Genomic DNA, 14986 nt, shown 5'->3' with positions numbered 1-14986 from the left:
TATGGATTACTTCACCCTCTTTGGCTTACCAGCCCGTTATCAGATTGACACCCAGGCGCTGAGCCTTCGTTTTCAGGATCTGCAACGCCAGTATCACCCTGACAAATTTGCCAACGGCACTCAGGCGCAGCAGCTTGCCGCCGTCCAGCAATCCGCCACGATCAACCAGGCCTGGCAAACGCTGCGTCACCCTTTGACGCGCGCGGAGTATCTGCTCTCCTTACACGGGTTCGATCTGGCCAGCGAGCAACATACGGTACGCGACACCGCGTTTCTGATGGAACAACTCACGCTTCGCGAAGAGCTGGACGATATCGAACAATCAAAAGACGACGTGCGGCTGGAAAGCTTCATCAAACGCGTACAAAAGATGTTTGATGCTCGTCTTCAGCAAATGGTGGAACAGTTGGACAACGCCGCGTGGGACGCGGCGGCGGATACGGTGCGCAAACTGCGGTTTCTCGATAAACTGCGAAGCAGCGCAGAACAACTCGAAGAAAAGCTGCTCGATTTTTAACTGGAATCTAACATGGCCTTATTACAAATTAGTGAGCCTGGTCTGAGCGCCGCGCCGCATCAGCGTCGTCTGGCGGCGGGCATCGACTTAGGCACTACCAACTCTCTGGTTGCGACGGTTCGCAGCGGCCAGGCGGAAACTCTGCCTGACCACGAAGGGCGCCACCTGTTGCCTTCAGTGGTTCACTATCAGCAGCAGGGCCATACGGTCGGTTACGCTGCGCGTGACAATGCCGCGCAGGATACGGCCAACACTATCAGCTCTGTGAAACGCATGATGGGACGCTCGCTGGCGGATATCCAGGCGCGCTATCCGCATCTGCCTTACCGGTTTAAGGCAAGCGTTAATGGGCTGCCGATGATTGACACGTCGGCTGGATTGCTCAATCCGGTACGCGTATCGGCTGATATTCTCAAAGCGCTGGCCGCGCGGGCTAGCGAATCGCTCTCCGGCGAGCTGGATGGCGTGGTGATTACCGTTCCCGCCTATTTCGATGATGCCCAACGTCAGGGGACGAAAGACGCCGCGCGGCTGGCTGGCCTGCATGTGCTGCGCCTGCTCAACGAACCGACGGCGGCGGCGATTGCCTACGGTCTGGACTCAGGCAAAGAAGGCGTTATTGCTGTTTACGATCTCGGCGGCGGTACCTTCGATATCTCTATTTTACGCCTGAGCCGCGGGGTGTTTGAAGTGCTGGCGACGGGCGGTGATTCTGCGCTCGGCGGCGATGACTTTGACCATCTGCTGGCGGACTATATTCGCGAGCAGGCGGGAATTGCCGATCGTAGCGACAATCGCGTTCAGCGCGAACTGCTGGATGCCGCGATTGCGGCGAAAATCGCCTTAAGCGATGCCGATACTGTTCGCGTTAACGTTGCGGGCTGGCAGGGGGAGATCACTCGCGAGCAGTTTAACGATCTCATTTCCGTGCTGGTTAAGCGCACGCTATTGGCCTGCCGTCGCGCATTGAAAGATGCCGGCGTTGAGCCCCAGGACGTTCTGGAAGTGGTCATGGTCGGCGGTTCGACCCGTGTACCGCTGGTGCGTGAGCGGGTGGGCGAATTTTTTGGCCGCACGCCGTTAACCGCTATCGACCCGGATAAAGTGGTCGCTATCGGCGCAGCGATTCAGGCCGATATTCTGGTCGGCAACAAGCCGGACAGCGAAATGCTGCTGCTGGACGTGATTCCACTCTCTCTTGGGCTGGAAACGATGGGCGGCCTGGTGGAAAAAGTCATTCCGCGCAACACCACTATCCCGGTGGCGCGCGCGCAGGATTTCACCACCTTCAAAGACGGTCAGACCGCGATGTCTATCCATGTGATGCAGGGCGAACGCGAACTGGTGCAGGACTGCCGCTCGCTGGCGCGTTTTGCGCTGCGCGGGATTCCGCCGCTGCCGGCGGGCGGGGCGCATATTCGTGTGACCTTCCAGGTAGACGCCGATGGCCTGTTGAGCGTCACCGCAATGGAAAAATCCACCGGCGTCGAGGCCTCCATTCAGGTCAAACCTTCCTATGGCCTGACCGATAGCGAAATCGCCTCGATGATCAAGGATTCCATGAGTTTTGCCGAGCAGGACGTGAAAGCGCGTATGCTGGCGGAGCAAAAAGTCGAAGCCGCGCGCGTGCTGGAAAGTTTGACCGGCGCGCTAACTGCCGACGCCGCGCTGTTAAGCGCCGCAGAACGTCAATGCATTGATGATGCCGCCGCACATTTGAGCGCGGTCGCACAAGGCGATGATGTTGACGCCATAGAACAAGCCATTAAAAACGTAGATAAACAAACCCAGGAATTTGCCGCTCGCCGCATGGACCAGTCGGTTCGTCGCGCGTTGAAAGGCCATTCCGTAGACGAGGTTTAACATGCCGAAGATTGTTATTCTGCCTCATCAGGATCTTTGTCCGGATGGCGCAGTTCTGGAAGCTGAGACCGGTGAAACCATTCTTGACGTTGCGCTGCGCAACGGCATCGAGATTGAACACGCCTGTGAGAAATCGTGCGCCTGCACCACCTGTCACTGTATTGTACGTGAAGGCTTCGACTCCTTGCCGGAAAGTTCGGAAGAAGAAGACGATATGCTGGATAAAGCGTGGGGGCTGGAGCCGGAAAGTCGACTGAGCTGCCAGGCCCGCGTTACCGACGACGATCTGGTTATCGAAATTCCACGTTACACAATCAACCATGCGCGTGAGCATTAACAGAGGGTAGTATGGGACTCAAGTGGACCGATAGCCGCGAGATCGGCGAAGCGTTATACGACGCATATCCTGATGTCGATCCTAAAACCGTTCGTTTCACCGATCTGCATCAGTGGATCTGCGAACTGGACGATTTTGACGACGACCCTAACGCATCCAATGAAAAAATTCTGGAGGCGATTCTGCTAGTCTGGTTGGATGAAGCAGAGTAAGTCAAATAACGGGCTGCCCTACGGCGGCCCGTTTGCTAATAAGGAAAATAACAATGACAGAAGCCATGAAAATTACGCTTTCCACGCAGCCTGCCGATGCGCGCTGGGGCGATAAAGCCACTTACAGTATTAATAACGACGGTATTACCTTGCATCTTAACGGTAAAGACGATCTGGGATTGATCCAGCGTGCGGCGCGTAAAATCGACGGCCTGGGAATAAAACAGGTCGCGCTGACAGGCGAAGGATGGGATACCGAGCGTTGTTGGGCATTCTGGGCGGGTTACAAAGGACCAAAAGGCGTCCGTACCGTAATGTGGCCGGATTTAGACGATGCCCAACGTCAGGAACTGGATAACCGCCTGACCATTATTGACTGGGTGCGCGACACCATTAATGCTCCGGCGGAAGAGCTTGGGCCGGAGCAACTGGCGCAGCGCGCGGTGGATCTGCTGTGCAGCGTCGCGTGCGATAGCGTCACTTACCGTATCACCAAAGGCGAAGATCTGCGCGAGCAGAACTATATGGGGCTGCATACCGTAGGCCGTGGTTCTGAGCGTCCACCGGTACTGCTGGCGCTGGATTACAACCCGACGGGAGACAAAGATGCGCCGGTTTATGCCTGCCTGGTCGGTAAAGGTATCACCTTTGACTCCGGCGGCTACAGTATCAAACAAAGCGCTTTTATGGACTCAATGAAACCCGATATGGGCGGCGCGGCGACAGTAACGGGCGCGCTGGCGTTCGCCATTACCCGTGGGCTGAATAAACGCGTAAAACTGTTCCTGTGCTGCGCCGATAATCTGATCAGCGGCAATGCGTTTAAACTGGGCGACATTATTCGCTACCGTAATGGCAAGAATGTCGAAGTCATGAATACCGATGCGGAAGGGCGACTGGTGCTGGCGGATGGCCTGATTGACGCTAGCGCGCAACACCCGCAGCTAATCATTGATATGGCGACGTTAACCGGCGCGGCGAAAACGGCGCTGGGTAACGACTACCATGCGCTATTCAGTTTTGACGATACGCTGGCGGGGCGCTTGTTGACCAGCGCGGCGCAAGAAAATGAACCGTTCTGGCGTCTGCCGCTGGCGGAGTTCCACCGTAACCAGCTGCCGTCTAACTTTGCGGAACTGAACAACACCGGCAGCGCGGCTTATCCCGCCGGGGCAAGCACCGCCGCAGGTTTTCTGTCGCACTTTGTTGAAAATTACCGCGAAGGCTGGCTGCACATTGACTGTTCCGCCACTTATCGCAAAGCGCCGGTTGAGCAGTGGGCTGCCGGGGCAACCGGTCTGGGTGTGCGCACCATCGCGAATCTGCTGACCGCCTGAACGGTGTTTTTGTAGGCCGGGTAAGCGAAGCGCCACCCGGCATTTTGCCTGATGGCGACGCCGTGCGTCTTATCAGGCCTACAACCCATATACATAATTTGTGATTCCTATGTCCGAAACTAAAAATGAATTAGAAATCTTGCTGGAGAAAGCGGCGACTGAGCCCGCGTATCGTCCGGCATTTTTCCGTACCTTACTGGAGTCCACCGTCTGGGTGCCGGGCAGCGCTGCCGAAGGCGAGGCGATTGTGGAAGACAGCGCTCTGGATTTGCAGCACTGGGAAAAAGAAGACGGCACGACCGTCATTCCCTTCTTTACTTCTCTGGAGGCGCTGCAGCAGGCCGTGGAAGACGAACAGGCGTTTGTGGTGATGCCGGCGCGCACGCTGTTTGAAATGACGCTTGGCGAAACGTTATTCCTCAACGCTAAATTGCCGACCGGCAAAGAGTTTATGCCGCGTGAAATCAGCCTGCTTCTCGCTGAGGAAGGCAGTCCGTTAAGTACGCAGGAAGTGCTGGAAGGCGGCGAGTCGCTTATTTTATCCGAAGTGGCCGAGCCGCCGTCGCAGATGATTGATTCCCTCACTACGCTGTTTAAAACCATCAAACCGGTGAAACGCGCATTTCTCTGCGCGATTAAAGAACATGCGGACGCCCAACCCAATCTGCTGATTGGCATTGAGGCTGACGGCGATATTGAAGAGATCATTCACGCAGCGGGCAATGTGGCGACCGACACGTTACCGGGTGACGAACCGATCGATATTTGTCAGGTGAGGAAGGGCGAGCAGGGTATCAGCCACTTTATCACTGAGCATATCGCGCCGTTCTACGAGCGCCGCTGGGGCGGGTTCCTGCGCGATTTTAAATAGAACCGCATCATCTGAAGAAAAGAAAGCCGCCCAACAGGGCGGCCTCCTGGCTTACCTGCTCTGGACGTTGAGAGTTACGGGAACAGAATTACCTGGGTAGCTTCTGTCTGCGTGAAGACACAACGTGCCAGAAACAAGAAGCACGACACAAAAGCATCGTACCTTCATGTTGCGGTCCTTGCGAAGACCGCATCACGGCAGCACCGCTGGCGATAATGCCGTGATAGCAGGCACTACGGTGTGCCTGCGCTTACGGCCATGGGTTATCCTCTCCTGAAGCCAGCGCCCGTTTGCGAGACGGCGGAAAGGGCCGGGAAAGATAATACCTCAAATGTTGAATAGTTTCCTGATAAATTATATTGACATTTGCTCCCTTAAAAGGGAGTATTAATCCCCTACGGTGTGCCTGCGTTGCTATGGCAACAAAGCCTGCTGGAAAGGCCGCGAACCGGACCAGCACAAAAAAACCGCTCAATTGAGCGGTTTTTTTGTGGCCTGCTTAAACCGAATTTATGTAGATTCGTTTTAAATCAGCCTGAACGGTAGGCTGGATAAGCGTGAGCGCCATCCGACATCGTGTCGATTAATCGCCGAGCGCGTCCAGTTTTGCCCAAAACGCCTCATGATAATCCTCTAGGTCAAGTAAAGCGGCATCGCGTTTTTCATTCATTTTTTGCTGTGCCTTCCATTGCGAAAGATGTAAATCCTCTTCGGTAAAGCCAATGTCTTTAGCGCCCGAAATAATATTATAGAGATATTCCACCAGGGAAGACTCCGCCAGCCAGAATTCATTACGTTCCATGCGGGCAATAGGGTATTCGCCGTTGGCATCCCGTTCTGTGATATAGATAAAAATGGCCTGATCGCCGACATGATCGATACGAATTAATGCCGGAAGACGGGGATCGTTACTCCAGACAGGCATCAGATCTTCAATATCAATACCTGAGCTATCCATGCCAACGCCGTAATACGCCTCTTCATCAGGGGAGTAAGAATGAATTACTCCCTCTTTATCAATAGATCTTTGTAATGTTTCAATCACAGGCATATTATAATTGCTAAGTAGATCGCGGTCGTAGGCCAGTAGCGCCTTCAGGCTTTCAGGTAACTCAGTGGTTTCCGTATTTTGCGGATCGCGATACTTACGCACTCGCAGACGACTTATTTCCTCGGCAGGCATAGGAGTAGGTACCTTATTACGGTTAACCTTTTTAACCAACTCAATTAAATTAGCGAGTGAAATATCCATTTTCCATCCTTAAAAATTATATTTACAGGAGTTATTTCCCGGTGAAAACCAAAACAGCGGTGATGATACTCCTTATACCCGGCGTAAAGTATTTACCGATAAAAAATAGGATTTTATTAAGAGAAAATAATGCCCGTTTGCAGGACAGCAGAAAAGAGCTGAATAAAAACAATGTCTGTAGATCGTTTTACATCAGCCTGAACGGTAGGCCGGATAAGCGTGAGCGCTATCCGGCATGGCGGATATTAAGCGGGTTCAACCGGTAAATCGGTACGCGCGCCCCATTCGCTCCACGCGCCGTCGTAAAGCGTGACGTCAGGCACATCCAGCGTGGCGAGCGCCAGCACCACGACCGCGGCCGTCACGCCGGAACCGCAACTGGCGATAATCGGTCTGTCGAAACTCACGCCGTGGCTGAAAAAAACCTCATTCAGTTCGTCAGTGGTCTTTAATTCGCCCTCATACACCAGTTCCGTCCATGGGACGTTTAGCGCGCCAGGAATGTGTCCGCGCCTCAGCCCCGGACGCGGTTCATCAGCCTGAGCGTTAAAACGCGCCGCCGGACGCGCGTCAACAATTTGCGCGGTTTTTTCATGGCTTGCCAGCAATACGTCGGTGAGACGCACCACGGCTTGCGGCGTGAATTTCGCCTCAAACTCGCCTCCTTCATGCGCCTCCTCGCCTTCGCGCAATAGCCATTCGTCGCGCTGCCAGCTCGCCAGTCCGCCCGCCAGAATGGACACTTTCTCGGCACCGAACGTGCGCAGCATCCACCATGCCCGCGGAGCGGAGAACAGATTGCCTTCATCGTATATGACCAGGTGTTTATCCTGACGAACACCCAGTTCACGCATGGCCATCGCAAACGCTTCCGGGCGCGGCATCATATGCGGCAGCGGCGATGCGCGATCGGAAAGCGCTTCAATATCAAAAAACAGCGCGCCCGGAATATGTCCGGCGCGATATTCGCCCGCCATATCACGATGTTCCTGTCCTGGCGGCGCCATACGGGCGTCAAGAATCTGTATTTCCGGATCATCAATATGTTCGGCAAGCCAGTCGGCGGCGACAAAAAAGGCGGTGGTCATGGGCATCTCCATTGTTACCTGATTATGATCAAATTGTCGGACGTTTCCCGAAAAGGGACAAGTAGAAGAGGCTGTTTTGGCTGGCGAAACCACATTTCTGCGTAAAATTTTCGCATCATCACAGTAATACGGACTTACACAATAAAATTTCTCGCGCATAATATCTCATCAACCGTTGCTGACAGGCCGTTAAGGCCAGGGATGAAAGATGAAACATTTACGCGTGGTGGCCTGCATGATCATGCTGGCGCTGGCGGGATGCGATAACAACGATAAAACCGCCCCGACGACTAAAAGCGAAGCGCCAGCCGTAGCGCAGCCCTCGCCCGCGCAAGACCCGGCACAGCTACAAAAGCTGGCGCAGCAAAGCCAGGGCAAAGCGCTCACGCTATTAGACGCCTCCGAAGCGCAGCTTGACGGCGCGGCGACGCTGGTGCTGACGTTTTCAATTCCTTTAGATCCTGAACAGGATTTCTCCCGTGTGGTTCACGTGGTTGATAAGAAAAGCGGCAGCGTTGACGGCGCATGGGAGCTGGCGCCAAATTTAAAAGAGCTAAGGTTACGTCATCTGGAACCTGAACGCGTGCTGGTGGTCACGGTTGATCCCGCCGTTAAAGCGCTGAATAACGCCACCTTCGGCAAGTCTTATGAAAAAACGATTACCACGCGTGATGTCCAGCCCAGCGTCGGCTTTGCCAGCCGGGGATCGCTGCTACCGGGGAAAATCGCGGAAGGACTGCCGGTCATGGCGCTTAACGTCAACCACGTTGATGTGAACTTTTTCCGCGTTAAGCCCGGATCGCTGGCGTCATTTGTCAGCCAGTGGGAGTACCGTAGTTCTCTCTCTAACTGGGAGTCCGACAATCTGCTGAAAATGGCGGATCTGGTTTATACCGGTCGTTTTGATCTTAATCCGGCGCGCAATACGCGTGAGAAACTGCTGTTGCCATTAAGCGATATTAAGCCGCTGCAACAGGCGGGCGTATATGTGGCGGTAATGAATCAGGCTGGACACTACAACTATAGTAATGCCGCTACGTTGTTTACCCTTAGCGATATCGGCGTGTCCGCGCACCGTTACCATAATCGTCATCGTCTGGATATCTTTACGCAAAGCCTGGAAAACGGCGCGGCGCAGTCGGGAATTGAGATCGTTCTTCTGAATGATAAAGGTCAGACGCTGGCGCAGGCGACGAGCGACGCGCAGGGACATGTGCAACTGGAAGCTGATAAAGCGGCGGCGCTATTACTGGCGCGTAAAGAGGAGCAGACCACGCTGCTCGATCTCACGCTTCCGGCTCTGGATCTGTCGGAATTTAATGTCGCTGGCGCGCCCGGCTACAGCAAGCAGTTCTTTATGTTCGGCCCGCGCGATTTCTACCGACCGGGCGAAACGGTTATCCTCAACGGATTACTGCGCGATAGCGACGGTAAAACGCTGCCCGATCAACCCGTTAAGCTGGAAGTGGTAAAACCAGACGGACAGGTGATGCGTACCGTCGTCAGCCAGCCGGAAAACGGGCTATACCGTTTGAATTATCCGCTGGATATCAACGCGCCGACCGGCTTGTGGCATGTCCGCGCCAACACCGGCGATAATTTGCTGCGGAGTTGGGATTTCCACGTGGAAGACTTTATGCCGGAGCGGATGGCGCTCAACCTGACGGCGCAAAAAACACCGCTGGCGCCTGCGGATGAGGTGAAATTCTCCGTTGTCGGCTATTACTTGTATGGCGCGCCTGCTAACGGCAATACCCTGCAAGGGCAACTTTTCCTGCGTCCGCTGCGCGACGCTGTCGCGGCGTTGCCTGGCTTCCAGTTCGGCAATATTGCCGAAGAGAATCTTTCGCGCAGCCTGGACGAAGTTCAACTGACGTTGGATAAAGGCGGACGTGGTGAAGTGAGTGCTGCCAGCCAGTGGCAAGAAGCGCATTCGCCGCTGCAGGTAATTCTACAGGCCAGCCTGCTGGAGTCTGGCGGTCGTCCGGTCACTCGTCGCGTAGAGCAGGCGATTTGGCCTGCCGATACGTTACCGGGAATTCGTCCACAGTTCGCCGCCAAAGCGGTATACGACTACCGTACGGATACCACCGTTAATCAACCGATTGTCGACGAAGACAGCAACGCCGCATTCGATATTGTTTACGCCAACGCGCAGGGCGAGAAAAAAGCGGTGTCCGGTTTACAGGTGCGGCTCATCCGCGAGCGTCGCGACTATTACTGGAACTGGTCGGAAAGCGAAGGCTGGCAGTCGCAGTTTGATCAAAAAGATCTGGTGGAGGGCGAGCAGACGCTGGATCTGAACGCGGATGAAACCGGAAAAGTCAGCTTCCCGGTGGAATGGGGCGCGTACCGTCTGGAGGTCAAAGCGCCGAATGAGACGGTCAGCAGCGTTCGTTTCTGGGCCGGCTATAGCTGGCAGGATAACAGCGACGGTAGCGGCGCGGCGCGTCCGGATCGCGTCACCCTCAAACTGGATAAAGCGAATTATCGTCCAGGCGATACCATGAAATTGCATATCGCCGCGCCGGTCGCCGGTAAAGGTTATGCGATGGTGGAGTCCAGCGATGGTCCGCTGTGGTGGCAGGCGATCGACGTGCCGGCGCAGGGGCTGGAGCTCACGATTCCGGTGGATAAAACCTGGAATCGCCACGATCTCTATCTCAGTACGCTGGTGGTGCGTCCCGGCGATAAATCTCGTTCCGCGACGCCAAAACGCGCCGTGGGGTTACTACATCTACCGCTGGGGGATGACAACCGCCGCCTCGATCTGGCGCTGGAAAGCCCGGCTAAAATGCGCCCGAATCAGCCGCTCACCGTCAGGGTTAAAGCCAGCGTTAAACACGGCGAAATGCCAAAACAGATCAACGTGCTGGTCTCCGCGGTCGATAGCGGCGTATTGAACATCACCGATTACGCGACGCCGGACCCGTGGCAGGCGTTCTTCGGTCAAAAACGCTACGGTGCGGATATCTACGATATTTACGGCCAGGTCATTGAAGGGCAGGGGCGGCTGGCGGCGTTGCGTTTTGGCGGCGATGGCGACGACCTTAAGCGCGGCGGAAAACCGCCGGTAAACCATGTCAATATCATCGCGCAGCAGGCGCAGCCGATCACGCTCAATGAGCAGGGCGAAGGGGTCGTAACGCTGCCGATTGGCGACTTTAACGGCGAACTGCGGGTTATGGCGCAGGCATGGACAGCGGACGATTTTGGTCGCGGCGAAAGCAAAGTCGTTGTCGCCGCGCCAGTGATTGCCGAGCTGAATATGCCGCGTTTTCTGGCGGGAGGGGATGTTTCGCGACTGGTGCTGGACGTCACCAATCTGACCGACCGCCCGCAGACGCTGAATATTGCGCTCGCCGCCAGTGGGTTACTGGAACTGCTTAGCCAGCAGCCGCAACCGGTCAACCTGGCGCCGGGCGTGCGCGCCACCTTATTCGTTCCGGTACGCGCGCTGGAAGGTTTTGGCGAAGGCGAAATCCAGGCGACCATTAGCGGTCTGAATCTGCCGGGAGAAACCCTCGGCGCGCAGCATAAGCAGTGGCAAATCGGCGTGCGTCCGGCCTGGCCTGCCCAAACGGTAAATAGCGGCATTGCGCTGGCGCCGGGAGAGAGCTGGCATGTACCAGAGCAGCATCTGGCAAACGTCTCGCCAGCCACGTTACAGGGACAACTGCTGTTAAGCGGAAAACCGCCGCTCAATCTGGCGCGCTACATTCGCGAGCTGAAAGCATATCCGTACGGGTGCCTGGAACAAACCACCAGTGGGTTATTCCCGGCGCTGTATACCAATGCCGCTCAATTGCAGTCGCTCGGTATTACCGGCGATAGCGATGAAAAACGGCGCGCCGCGGTGGATATCGGCATCTCCCGGATACTACAGATGCAGCGTGATAACGGCGGTTTTGCGCTATGGGATGAAAATGGGGCGGAAGAGCCCTGGCTAACGGCCTACGCGATGGATTTCCTCATTCGCGCGGGCGAGCAGGGATATAGCGTCCCGCCGGAAGCCATTAACCGGGGCAATGAGCGACTGCTGCGCTATCTGCAGGATCCCGGCACGATGCTGATTCGTTATAGCGATAATACTCAGGCCAGTACTTTTGCCGCTCAGGCTTACGCCGCGCTGGTACTGGCGCGCCAGCAGAAAGCGCCGCTCGGCGCGCTGCGCGAAATCTGGGAGCGCCGTAGTCAGGCGGCTTCAGGACTGCCGCTGATGCAATTGGGCATCGCGTTAAACACGATGGGTGATGCCAGACGCGGCGAAGAGGCCATTACGCTGGCTCTGAATACGCCGCGTCAGGACGAACGGCAATGGATAGCGGATTACGGCAGTTCTCTGCGCGATAACGCTCTGATGTTGTCGTTACTGGAAGAGAACAACCTCAGACCGGACGCGCAAAACGCGCTATTAAGCTCGCTTTCTGAGCAGGCCTTCGGTCAGCGCTGGCTCTCTACCCAGGAGAACAATGCCTTGTTCCTCGCCGCGCATTCGCGACAGGCCAGCGCGGGCGCCTGGCAGGCGCAGACCTCGTTAGAGGCGCAGCCGCTGTCGGGCGACAAGGCGCTGACCCGTAATCTGGATGCTGACCAGTTGGGCGCCCTTGAGGTGACGAACACCGGTAGCCAGCCGCTATGGCTGCGTCTGGATAGCAGCGGCTATCCCTCATCTGCGCCTGAGCCTGCCAGCAACGTTTTGCAGATTGAACGACAAATACTGGGGACCGATGGTCAGCGCAAATCGCTGTCCTCGTTGCGTAGCGGCGAACTGGTGCTGGTCTGGTTAACGGTAGTGGCCGATCGCAATGTGCCGGATGCGCTGGTGGTGGACCTGCTCCCGGCCGGGCTGGAGCTGGAAAACCAGAATCTGGCTGACAGCAGCGCCAGCCTGCCGGAGAGCGGTAGCGAAGTGCAAAATCTGCTTAATCAGATGCAGCAGGCGGATATTCAGTATATGGAATTCCGCGACGATCGGTTTGTGGCTGCCGTCGTTGTCAATGAGGGCCAGCCCGTGACGCTGGTCTACCTGGCGCGCGCGGTAACGCCGGGGACGTACCAGCTTGCGCAACCGCAGGTGGAATCGATGTACGCGCCTCAGTGGCGGGCAACCGGCGCGAGCGAGGGGCTGCTGATTGTGACGCCTTAAATGAACGGTTGGCGTGGTAAACGTGGCCGCTGGCTGTGGCTGGCGGGCGCGCCGCTTTTTATTTTCCTGGCGTTATGGGCAGCGGATAAACTCTGGCCGCTGCCGCTCAATGAGGTCCATCCTGCGCGGGTCGTGGTCGCCCATGACGGTACGCCGCTGTGGCGCTTTGCCGACGCCGGGGGGATCTGGCGTTATCCGGTGACGATTGAAGAGGTCTCTCCCCGCTACCTGGAGGCCCTAATCAATTACGAAGATCGCTGGTTCTGGCGGCACCCTGGCGTTAACCCTTTCTCCGTCGCGCGCGCGGCATGGCAGGATCTTACCGCCGGGCGCGTTATTTCCGGCGGCAGTACGCTGACTATGCAGGTGGCGAGACTGCTGGACCCGCATTCGCGCACGTTCGGCGGTAAAATCCGCCAGCTTTGGCGCGCCCTCCAGCTTGAATGGCATTTGTCCAAGCGCGATATCCTGACGCTGTACCTGAACCGCGCGCCGTTCGGCGGCACGCTACAGGGTATTGGCGCTGCAAGCTGGGCCTACTTCGGCAAGCCGCCCGCGCGCCTGAGCTACGCTGACGCGGCGCTGCTGGCCGTATTGCCGCAGGCGCCGAGCCGGCTACGCCCCGACCGCTGGCCTGCGAGAGCCGAAGCGGCACGAAATAAAGTACTGGATCGGATGGCGGCGCAGGGCGTCTGGCCTGCCGAAACGGTACGTGAGTCACGTGAAGAACCGGTCTGGCTGGCGCCGCGCCAAATGCCGCAACTGGCGCCGCTTTTTGCCCGAATGATGTTGAGTAAAAGCCAGAACGACAAAATTGTGACCACGCTGGACGCCGGATTGCAGCGGCAACTGGAAGATCTGGCGCGGGCATGGAAAGGGCGGCTGCCTGCACGCAGTTCGTTGGCGATGATCGTTGTCGATCATACCGATATGAGCGTGCGCGGCTGGGTAGGATCGGTAGACCTTAATGACGACAGCCGTTTTGGTCATGTCGACATGGTAACGGCGATCCGATCGCCGGGATCGGTACTCAAACCCTTTGTGTACGGTCTGGCGCTGGATGACGGCTTGATCCATCCCGCATCATTATTACAGGACGTTCCGCGCCGCACCGGAGATTACCGCCCGGGAAACTTCGACAGCGGATTTCACGGCCCGGTCAGCATAAGCGACGCGCTGGTACGCTCGCTGAATCTGCCAGCCGTTCAGGTGCTTGAAGCCTATGGGCCGAAACGATTTGCGGCAAAACTGCGTAACGTCGGCCTGCCGCTATATTTGCCTGCTGGCGCGGCGCCCAATCTTTCGCTGATTCTGGGCGGCGCGGGCGCGCGGCTTGACGAGATGGCGGCGGCATACAGCGCGTTCGCTCGTCATGGGAAAGCGGCGAAACTACGGTTACAGCCGGACGATCCGCTGTCGGAAAGACCATTAATGTCGCCGGGAGCGGCGTGGATCATTCGGCGGATTATGGCGGATGAAGCGCAACCCTTACCGGATAATGCGCTGCCGCGCATTGTGCCGTTGGCATGGAAAACCGGCACCAGCTACGGCTATCGCGATGCGTGGGCTATTGGCGTTAACGCGCGCTATATCATCGGCATCTGGACAGGCAGACCCGACGGCACGCCTGTGGTGGGGCAATTTGGTTTTGCCAGCGCGGTGCCATTGCTTAATCAGGTCAATAATCTGTTACTGGCGCATACGGGACGCCTGCCGGAAGATCCGCGTCCGCAGGCGGTAAGCCGCGGCGTCATTTGCTGGCCGGGCGGACAGACTCTGCCTGCCGGAGACAGCAACTGTCGCCGCCGCCTGGCGACATGGCTTCTCGATGACAGCCAGCCGCCCACGCTGCTGTTACCTGAGCAGGAAGACATCAACGGTATTCGTTTCCCGGTCTGGCTGGATGATACGGGGCGGCGTGTCGCTGCCGACTGTCCGCTGGCGCGTGCGCATACGTTTATCGTCTGGCCGCGGCCGCTGGAGCCGTGGCTGCCGCCTGCGGAAAGACGTAGCGCCCGCTTGCCCGCGGCGTCCGACCACTGTCCGCCGCTAAAGGGCAGTGATGCCGCGCCGTTAATGCTGTCAGGAGTGAGGGATGGCGCGGTGATCAGGCAATTGCCAGGCCAGGAAAACGTTACGCTGCCCGTCTCGACTACCGGCGGTAAAGGGCGTCGCTGGTGGTTTTTAAATGGCGAACCTGTTAATGGCGAAAATAATCGCCTTTCTTTATTACTCAATATCGCTGGACGTTATCAACTTGTCGTAATGGATGAGTCCGGTCAGGTTGCAGCGGTTAATTTTGAATTAATACGTTAACAACTCTTCAGAATAAATTATGAATTTCATTTAATTTAAAGTTA

12 protein-coding genes are annotated in these 14986 nt (G+C 56.7%); 9 read left to right on the top strand and 3 right to left on the bottom strand.

Annotation, left to right across the window (positions count from 1 at the left end; genetic code table 11):
* Position 1 precedes the first annotated feature (1 nt).
* The 6 genes from hscB to sseB all read left to right on the top strand — a co-directional run bounded on the left by hscB (position 2) and on the right by sseB (position 5137).
* Positions 2 to 517, top strand: coding sequence for a co-chaperone HscB (gene hscB / locus ACFK9X_RS17430; protein ID WP_000384398.1), 516 nt, complete (start codon positions 2 to 4; stop codon positions 515 to 517).
* Positions 518 to 529: 12 nt separating this feature from the next.
* Positions 530 to 2380, top strand: coding sequence for a Fe-S protein assembly chaperone HscA (gene hscA, locus ACFK9X_RS17425; RefSeq protein WP_151117161.1), 1851 nt, complete (start codon positions 530 to 532; stop codon positions 2378 to 2380).
* Position 2381: 1 nt separating this feature from the next.
* Positions 2382 to 2717, top strand: a complete 336-nt coding sequence (gene fdx / locus ACFK9X_RS17420; RefSeq protein WP_001124466.1) for an ISC system 2Fe-2S type ferredoxin — start codon at positions 2382 to 2384, stop codon at positions 2715 to 2717.
* Positions 2718 to 2728: 11 nt separating this feature from the next.
* Entirely contained in the window at positions 2729 to 2929 is a 201-nt protein-coding gene (gene iscX, locus ACFK9X_RS17415) for a Fe-S cluster assembly protein IscX (RefSeq protein ID WP_000523621.1), read from the top strand.
* 53 nt (positions 2930 to 2982) lie between these two features.
* Positions 2983 to 4266: an aminopeptidase PepB gene (gene pepB, locus ACFK9X_RS17410; protein WP_151117159.1), complete on the top strand. Its 1284-nt coding sequence runs from the start codon at positions 2983 to 2985 to the stop codon at positions 4264 to 4266.
* Positions 4267 to 4375: 109 nt separating this feature from the next.
* Positions 4376 to 5137 (top strand): enhanced serine sensitivity protein SseB, encoded by a 762-nt coding sequence (sseB, locus tag ACFK9X_RS17405; RefSeq protein ID WP_161126847.1) that lies wholly within the window; start codon positions 4376 to 4378, stop codon positions 5135 to 5137.
* A gap of 51 nt (positions 5138 to 5188) precedes the next feature.
* Here sseB and timP read toward each other — a convergent pair whose 3' ends face one another.
* On the bottom strand, positions 5189 to 5305 hold the full coding sequence (gene timP, locus ACFK9X_RS17400; protein WP_242617172.1) for a small toxic inner membrane protein TimP: 117 nt from the start codon (positions 5303 to 5305) through the stop codon (positions 5189 to 5191).
* Positions 5306 to 5720: 415 nt separating this feature from the next.
* Positions 5721 to 6389, bottom strand: coding sequence for a DUF5066 family protein (locus ACFK9X_RS17395; protein WP_151117156.1), 669 nt, complete (start codon positions 6387 to 6389; stop codon positions 5721 to 5723).
* Between the two features lie 41 nt (positions 6390 to 6430).
* Between ACFK9X_RS17395 and ACFK9X_RS17390 the strand changes: the two genes are divergently transcribed.
* Positions 6431 to 6655 (top strand): hypothetical protein, encoded by a 225-nt coding sequence (locus ACFK9X_RS17390; protein ID WP_161126848.1) that lies wholly within the window; start codon positions 6431 to 6433, stop codon positions 6653 to 6655.
* Here ACFK9X_RS17390 and sseA read toward each other — a convergent pair.
* Entirely contained in the window at positions 6635 to 7477 is an 843-nt protein-coding gene (sseA, locus tag ACFK9X_RS17385) for a 3-mercaptopyruvate sulfurtransferase (protein WP_151117154.1), read from the bottom strand. The two genes, ACFK9X_RS17390 and sseA, sit on opposite strands and share 21 nt — an antisense overlap.
* 208 nt (positions 7478 to 7685) lie before the next feature.
* Here sseA and ACFK9X_RS17380 point away from each other — a divergent pair, with 208 nt between their 5' ends.
* Both ACFK9X_RS17380 and pbpC read left to right on the top strand, forming a co-directional pair.
* Positions 7686 to 12626, top strand: a complete 4941-nt coding sequence (locus ACFK9X_RS17380; RefSeq protein ID WP_151117152.1) for an alpha-2-macroglobulin — start codon at positions 7686 to 7688, stop codon at positions 12624 to 12626.
* Positions 12627 to 14942: a peptidoglycan glycosyltransferase PbpC gene (gene pbpC / locus ACFK9X_RS17375; RefSeq protein ID WP_151117150.1), complete on the top strand. Its 2316-nt coding sequence runs from the start codon at positions 12627 to 12629 to the stop codon at positions 14940 to 14942. It abuts the gene before it with no gap.
* Positions 14943 to 14986 lie beyond the last annotated feature (44 nt).

The sequence above is a fragment of the Salmonella sp. WC3 genome, from assembly GCF_042932255.1.
Lineage (GTDB): Bacteria > Pseudomonadota > Gammaproteobacteria > Enterobacterales > Enterobacteriaceae > Salmonella > Salmonella enterica.
This window is presented reverse-complemented; position numbering and strand designations above follow the sequence as displayed.

Bases quoted from the DNA above. Each gene is read 5' to 3' on its own strand.
- hscB (WP_000384398.1), top strand. From the start codon at position 2: ATGGATTACTTCACCCTCTTTGGCTTACCAGCCCGTTATCAGATTGAC.
- hscA (WP_151117161.1), top strand. From the start codon at position 530: ATGGCCTTATTACAAATTAGTGAGCCTGGTCTGAGCGCCGCGCCGCAT.
- fdx (WP_001124466.1), top strand. From the start codon at position 2,382: ATGCCGAAGATTGTTATTCTGCCTCATCAGGATCTTTGTCCGGATGGC.
- iscX (WP_000523621.1), top strand. From the start codon at position 2,729: ATGGGACTCAAGTGGACCGATAGCCGCGAGATCGGCGAAGCGTTATAC.
- pepB (WP_151117159.1), top strand. From the start codon at position 2,983: ATGACAGAAGCCATGAAAATTACGCTTTCCACGCAGCCTGCCGATGCG.
- sseB (WP_161126847.1), top strand. From the start codon at position 4,376: ATGTCCGAAACTAAAAATGAATTAGAAATCTTGCTGGAGAAAGCGGCG.
- timP (WP_242617172.1), bottom strand. From the start codon at position 5,305: ATGAAGGTACGATGCTTTTGTGTCGTGCTTCTTGTTTCTGGCACGTTG.
- ACFK9X_RS17395 (WP_151117156.1), bottom strand. From the start codon at position 6,389: ATGGATATTTCACTCGCTAATTTAATTGAGTTGGTTAAAAAGGTTAAC.
- sseA (WP_151117154.1), bottom strand. From the start codon at position 7,477: ATGACCACCGCCTTTTTTGTCGCCGCCGACTGGCTTGCCGAACATATT.
- ACFK9X_RS17380 (WP_151117152.1), top strand. From the start codon at position 7,686: ATGAAACATTTACGCGTGGTGGCCTGCATGATCATGCTGGCGCTGGCG.
- pbpC (WP_151117150.1), top strand. From the start codon at position 12,627: ATGAACGGTTGGCGTGGTAAACGTGGCCGCTGGCTGTGGCTGGCGGGC.